This is a genomic window from Kitasatospora aureofaciens (genome assembly GCF_001188955.3).
Lineage (GTDB): Bacteria > Actinomycetota > Actinomycetes > Streptomycetales > Streptomycetaceae > Kitasatospora > Kitasatospora aureofaciens.
The window spans coordinates 1-7,372 of record NZ_JPRF03000091.1 but is presented as its reverse complement, the minus strand read 5'-3'; the positions used below and the strand labels follow the sequence as shown (position 1 = coordinate 7,372).

At 76.5% G+C, this 7,372-nt stretch carries 1 protein-coding gene and 1 pseudogene; both read left to right on the top strand.

The features are described 5' to 3' along the window. Positions 1-94: 94 nt before the first annotated feature. Positions 95-4,273 (top strand): annotated as a pseudogene (locus tag HS99_RS47455) (MupA/Atu3671 family FMN-dependent luciferase-like monooxygenase); the annotation flags it as partial. Continuing rightward, positions 4,156-7,372 (top strand): non-ribosomal peptide synthetase (locus HS99_RS46020; protein ID WP_244916010.1); only part of this gene is annotated, 3,217 nt, incomplete at its 3' end. The pseudogene HS99_RS47455 and the gene HS99_RS46020, both read left to right, overlap by 118 nt.

Here is a 7,372-nt window from a genome sequence, read left to right as displayed (position 1 = left end):
CGCCACCCCCGGTCCCGCCGCCGCGCCGACGCTGCCGCCACGCGACCGCTCGCGGCCCGCGCCGCTGTCCTTCGGCCAGGAGCGGCTCTGGTTCGTGGAGCAACTCACCCCCGGCCTCGGGGTGTTCAACGAGTACGTCGGGCTGCGCCTGACCGGCGCGCTGGACGTCGCCGCCCTGGAGGCCGCGCTGACCGGCCTGGTGGAGCGGCACGAGGCGCTGCGCACCGTCGTGGCCACCGACGCGGACGGACCGGTGCAGCGGGTGCTGGAGCAGGCCGGGCCGGTGCTCCGGGTGGTCGAGCCGCAGGACGGCGAGGCCGGCTGGAGCGAGCAGCAGGAGCGCGAACTCGCCGAGCGGGAGGCCGCCCTGCCGTTCGACCCGGAGCACGGGCCGCTGCTGCGCGCCCTGCTGATCCGCTCCACGCCGGAACGCGCCCTGCTGGTCGTGGTCAACCACCACCTGGTCGGCGACGCCTGGTCCCGCTCGGTGCTGGTGGAGGAACTCTGCGGCCGCTACCGGGCCTTCCGCGAGGGCGGCCCGGTGCCCGGGCCGCTCACCGTGCAGTACGCCGACTGGGCGCAGTGGCAGCGCGGCGAACTCACCGACGAGGCGCTGGCCGAGCCGCTCGCCTACTGGCGCGAGCGCCTGGCCGGAGCCCCGCACGTCCTGGAACTGGCCACCGACCGGTCCCGCCCGGCCGTGCCCAGCCACCGGGGCGGCCGGGTGCACTTCACCCTGGACGCCGCCACCACCGAGGCCGTGGAGCAGGCCGCGCGCACCGCCCGGGCGACCCCGTTCATGGTCACCCTGGCGGCCTGGCAGGCCGTCCTGATGCGCCACTCCGGCCAGCAGGACGTCCTGGTCGGCGTGCCCACCGCGGGCCGTGACCGGCCCGAACTCGCTGGTCTGGTCGGCATGTTCGTCAACAGCCTGGTGATGCGCTCGGACCTCTCCGGCGACCCGACCTTCGGCGAGCTGCTCGACCGGGTCCGGGAGACCGCCCTCGGCGCGCTCGCCCACGCCCAGGTGCCCTTCGAGCGCCTGGTCCGCGAGCTGCGCCCGGACCGCGACCTGAGCCACGCACCGCTCTACCAGGTGCAGTTCGGCTACCGGAACGTCCCCGCGCCGGACATCGACCTGCCCGGGGTCGACGTCGAACTCGTCGAGCTGGACAACGGGCTGTGCCGCACCGACCTGAGCCTGGAGCTCGCCCGGGACGGCGCGACCACCGCCGGCGTCTGCGAGTTCAGCCGGGACCTGTTCGACGACGACACCGTGCGCGAGCTGACGGAGGCGCTGCGGCGGGTGCTCGCCCGCGGCGCCTCCGACCCCGGCCTGCGGCTCTCCGAGCTGCTCGCGCTCACCGCCGTGGAGCGGGCCCTGCTGACCACCGCCGGGGACGGCGGGCCGCTGCCCGAGGACGCCGTGGACGTCGTGACGGCCTTCGCCGAGGCCGTCCGCACCCACCCCGACGCCGAGGCCGTGCTGCCCGGCGGCCGCCCGGACCAGGCCCTCACCTACGCCGCGCTGGACGCGCGGGTCGACGAGCTGCTCGCCCGGCTGCGCGCCGCCGGGGTGCGCCCCGGCGACCGGGTCGGCCTGTGCCTGCGCCGCGGCACCGACCTGCCCGCCGCCATGCTCGCCGTGCTCCGGGCCGGCGCCGCGTACCTGCCGCTCGACCCCGACTACCCGGCCGCCCGGCTGGCCCACGTGGTCGAGGACGCCCGGCCCACCGCCGTCCTGGTGCACGCCGCGACCCGGGCCTCGGCACCGGCCGGCCCCCCGCTGCTCGACCTGGACGCCCCGGCACCGACCGGCAACGCCCCCGCCGAGCCCGCGCCGGTGGACCCGGACGCGCCCGCCTACGTCATCCACACCTCCGGCTCGACCGGCCGCCCCAAGGGCGTCGTGGTCCTGCGCCGCAACCTCACCGCCTTCCTGGCGGCGATGGACCGCGTGCTCGCCGAGGGCACGGACGGCACCGACGGCGCGACCGCCGCCGAGCCGTCGACCTGGCTGGCCGTCACCAGCGTCTCCTTCGACATCTCCGTCCTGGAGCTGCTCTGGACCCTCAGCCGGGGCCACCGGGTGGTGGTCAACCCCGACCCCGGGACGGCACTGCCCGCCGCCGCCCCGGCGCCCCGGGCCGACCGGGCCGTCCCCGAGTTCAGCCTGTTCTACTTCGCCAGCGACACCGCCGGCGCCGCGCCCGGCCCCGAGCAGTACCGGCTGCTGCTGGACGGCGCCCGCTTCGCCGACGCCAACGGCTTCTCGGCGGTCTGGCTCCCCGAGCGGCACTTCCACGCCTTCGGCGGGCCGTTCCCGGCCCCCTCGGTGCTGGCCGCCGCCATCGCCCGGGCGACCGAGCGGATCGGCATCCGGGCCGGCAGCGTGGTGCTGCCGCTGCACCACCCCGTACGGGTGGCCGAGGAATGGTCGGTCGTCGACAACCTGTCCGGCGGCCGGGTCGGCCTCTCCTTCGCCTCGGGCTGGCACGCCGACGACTTCGTCCTCGCCAAGGACGCCTACCAGGACCGCCAGGCGCTCACCGTCAGCGGCATCGAGCAGGTCCGGCGGCTGTGGCGCGGCGAGCGGCTCCCCTTCGAGGGGCCCGGCGGCCGCACCGTCGACGTCGAGGTGCTGCCCCGCCCGGTCCAGGCCGAACTGCCGTACTGGCTCACCTCCTCCGGCAACCCCGAGACCTGCCGCACGGCCGGCCGGGTCGGCGCCCGGCTGCTCACCCACCTGCTGGGCCAGAGCACCGAGGAGCTCGCCGGGAAGATCGCCGTGTACCGCGAGGCCTGGCGGGAGGCCGGCCACGCCGGTGAGCCGCACGTCACCCTGATGCTGCACAGCTACATCGGCGCCGACGCGGCCGACGTCCGGGCGCACGCCCGGCAGCCGTTCCGCGACTACCTGCGCAGCTCGGTCGGCCTGATCGAGAACCTGGCCCGCGGCCTCGGCATGGACGTCCGCAGCAGCGACTTCACCGCGGAGGACCAGGAGGCGCTGCTCGACCACGCCTGTGCCCGCTACCTGGGCCACGGCTCACTGATCGGCACCGCCGAGGAGTGCCTGCCGCTGGTTCAGCGGCTGGCCGAGATCGGGGTCGACGAGATCGGCTGCCTGGTCGACTTCGGCGTCGACACCGACACCGCACTGGCTGCCCTGCCCCGGCTGGCCGGGCTGCGCCGCACCGCGGCCGCCGCACCCGCCACCGGCCCGGCCGACACCGAGCTGACCGCGCTGATCCGCACCCACGGCGTCACCCACCTGCAGTGCACCCCCTCGCGGGCCCGCACCCTGCTGGACGAGGCCGACCCGGAGGCCCTGCGCGGCCTGCGCGGGCTGCTGCTCGGCGGCGAGGCGCTCGACGCCGACCTGGTGCGCCGCCTGGCCGCGCACCTCGACGGCCGGATCCTCAACATGTACGGGCCGACCGAGACCACCGTCTGGTCCACCGCCGACGAGGTCGACCCGGACGAGGGCCTGGTCACCATCGGCCGCCCGATCGCCGGCACCACCGTCCGGGTCCTCGACCCGTACGGGCGCCGGGTGCCCGTCGGCGTGCCGGGGGAACTCCTCATCGGCGGCGCCGGGGTGACGGCCGGCTACCTCGACCGGCCGGAACTGACCGACGAGCGGTTCGTCGCCGACCCGGAGGCGGCCGACGCCGAGACGGGCGGCCCCGAGACGGCCCGCCCCGGGACCGGGCGGCTGTACCGCACCGGCGACCTCGTCCGCACCCGCCCCGACGGCCGGATCCAGTACCTGTCGCGCAACGACCACCAGGTCAAGATCCGCGGCTTCCGGATCGAGACCGGCGAGGTCGAGGCCGCGCTCACCGCGCTGCCCGGGATCCGCCAGTGCGTGGTGACCGCCTACGGTCTGGGCACCTCCCGGGCCGCGCTGGCCGCCTACCTGGTGCCGGAGGACCCGGCCGCGCCGCCGGCCCCGGCCGAGCTGCGGGCCGCCCTGGCCGGGCAGCTGCCCGGCTTCCTGGTCCCGTCCCGCTTCCTCACGCTCGACGCGCTGCCGCTCACCGGCAACGGCAAGGTCGACCGGGCGGCGCTGCCCGCGCCCGAGTCCGTGCCCGCCGCCGGCCGCGACCGCACCCCGCCGGCCACGCCCACCGAGGAGCGGATCGCCGGGATCTGGCGCGAGGCCCTCGGCCTCGACGAGGTCGGCACCGGCGAGGACTTCTTCGAACTCGGCGGCCACTCGCTGCTGGCCGCCCGGATGGTCGCCGGCATCCGCGACGAGCTGCACGTGCAGCTGCCGCTGCGCACCCTGTTCGACTCGCCGACCGTGGCCGCGCTGGCCCGGGCGGTGGACGCGCTCGGCGCGGACGGGGCCGTCGGGCCCCCGCCGAGCGGGCCGCGCTGGTCCCCGACCCGGCCCGCCGGCACGAGCCCTTCCCGCTCACCGACGTCCAGCGCGCCTACTGGATCGGCCGCAGCGGCGCCGTCGGCGGCGACGTCGCCTGCCACCTCTACCTGGAGGTGGACGTCGCCGACGTCGACCCGCTCCGGCTCCAGGACGCCTGGCGGTCGATGGTGGCGCGGCACGACGCCCTGCGCCTGGTCTTCGGCGAGGACGGCACCCAGCGCGTCCTGCCCGAGGTGCCCGCCTACGAGCTGACCGTCGACGACCTGCGCGACCTGCCGGAGCAGGACCGGGCCGAGCGCCTCGCCGGGACCCGCGCCCGGATGTCGCACCAGGTGCTGCCGGCCGACGCCTGGCCGCTGTTCGAGCTGCGCGCCAGCCGCACCGCGGGCGCCGACGTCCGGCTGCACCTGAGCATCGACACCCTGATCGCCGACGGCGGCAGCGTGCAGATCCTGCTGCGCGAACTGCTCGCCGTCTACCAGGGCACGCTCGACCCGCGCCCGCTCGAACTCTCCTTCCGCGACTACGTGCTGGCCGAGCAGGACCGCCGCCGGGGCCCGGCCCTGCAGCGCGACCTCGACTACTGGCACGAGCGGCTGGACACCCTGCCGCCCGCCCCCGCCCTGCCGCTGGCGCGGCGCCCCGAGGAGCTGGCCGAGACCAGGTTCCGCCGCCGCGAGGCGCACCTGCCCGCCGAACTGTGGGAGCGGCTGAAGAGCCGGGCCGCCGCCGGCCGGGTCACCCCCTCGGCGCTCGCGCTGGCCGCCTACGCCACCGTGATCGGCACCTGGTCGACGGCCGACCGCTTCACCCTCAACCTCACCCTGTTCAACCGGGTCGGCGACCACCCCGACCTGGCCGCCATGGTCGGCGACTTCACCGCGCTCAGCCTGTTCGAGGTGGACGGCGCGACCGCCGGCTCCTTCGCCGACCGGGCCCGCCGACTGCAGGACCGGCTCTGGGAGGACCTCGACCACCAGCTGGTCAGCGGCGTCCGGGTCGGCGGCGAACTCGCCCGCCGGCGCGGGGTCGCCGAGGCGGCCATGCCGGTCGTCTTCACCAGCGAGCTCGGCGCCGACGGCGTGGGCGGCAGCCGGGTGCTCCGGGAACTGGGCGCCGAGGTCGCCCACACCATCACCCAGACCCCGCAGGTCTGGCTGGACCACCAGATCTCCGAGGACGAGGGCCGGCTGCGGCTGACCTGGGACGCCGTCGAGGAGCTCTTCCCCGACGGCGTGCTCGACGCCATGTTCGAGGCCTACACCGGCCTGCTCACCGCGCTCGCCGAACAGCCCGGCGCCTGGACGGACCCGCACCTGGTCGTCCTGCCCGCCGCCCAGCTCGACGCCTACCGGGCGCTCAACGCCACCGACGGCCCGCGGCCCGACGGGCTGCTGCACGAGCCCTTCCTCGACCGGGCCCGGACCTCGCCCGACCTCACCGCCGTGGTCTCGGCCACCGGCACGGTGACCTACGGCGAACTGGAACGGGCCTCGGCGGCCGTCGCCCACGCGCTGCGGGCGGCCGGGGTTCGCCCCGGCGAGCTGGTCGGCGTGCGCGCCGACCGGGGCTGGGAGCAGGTGGCCGCCGCGATAGGCGTGATCCGGGCCGGCGGCGCCTACCTGCCGCTGGACGCCGGCCTCCCGGCCGCCCGGGTCGCCCGCTCGCTGGAGCACGCCGGCGCCACCGCGCTGCTGGCCCGGGAGTCCTGGGCCCCCGAGGACGCCGTGCCCGCCGGAGTCACCCTGCTGGGCTTCGAGCAGGCCCTGGCCACCCCGGCCGACGTTCCTCCGGCGCCGGTCCCGACCACCCCGGCGGACCTCGCGTACGTCATCTACACGTCGGGTTCCACCGGTGACCCCAAGGGCGTGATGATCGACCACCGGGGCGCGCTGAACACCGTGGTGGACGTCAACGACCGCTTCCGGGTCACGCCGTCCGACCGGGTCCTCGGCATCTCCTCGCTCGGCTTCGACCTCTCGGTCTACGACGTCTTCGGCGCCCTCGCCGCCGGGGCCGCCTTGGTGCTGGTAGGCGCCGGTGAGGAACGCGACCCCGCACGCTGGTCCCGGCTGGTGGCCGAGCACCGGGTCACGGTCTGGAACTCCGTCCCCGCGCTGATGGAGATGCTGCTGGCGTACGCCGACGGCAACCCGGCGGCCGACCTGGAGTCGCTTCGCCTGGTGATGCTCAGCGGCGACTGGATTCCGGTCGGCATGCCCGACAACGTCCGCGCGCTCGCGCCCAAGGCCGAGGTGATCAGCCTGGGCGGCGCCACCGAGGCCTCCATCTGGTCGGTGCTGCATCCGGTCGGCGCGGTCGACCCGGACCGCCCGAGCATCCCGTACGGCCGCCCGATGCGGAACCAGGGCATGGTCGTCCTGGACGAGGCCTTCCGGCCGCGTCCGGTCGGGGTGGCCGGCGCCCTGTTCATCACCGGCGCGGGCCTGGCGGTCGGCTACCGCAACGCCCCGGAGATCACCGCCCGCGCCTTCCCGACCCACCCGGTCACCGGCGAGCGCCTCTACCGCACCGGCGACCTGGCCCGGCTGCTGCCGGACGGCGACCTTGAGTTCCTCGGCCGCGAGGACTCCCAGGTCAAGGTGCGCGGCATGCGGATCGAGCTGGGCGAGATCGAATCCGCGCTGGTCCGGATGGACGGCGTGCGGGAGGCCGCGGCGCTGGTCGAGGGCGACGGGCTCGGTGCCCGGCTCGCGGCCTACGTGGTCCGCGAGGCCGCCCGTGCGCTGCCCGCCGCCCCGGCACCGGCGCCCGCCCCGGCGCTGGACGCCGAGCGGGTCCGCCGGCTGGAGGCGCGACTGCGCCAGCCCGGCCGCCGCGCCGACCTGGCGGGGCGACCAGGACGAACGACACCGAGGCGCCCCGGCTCCAGTCGGGCGTCGCGTGCAGCACCACGCCGACGACGGCGATGCCCACCAGCGAGCCGATCTGGCGGTTGGCGTTCAGGACGGACCCGGCGAC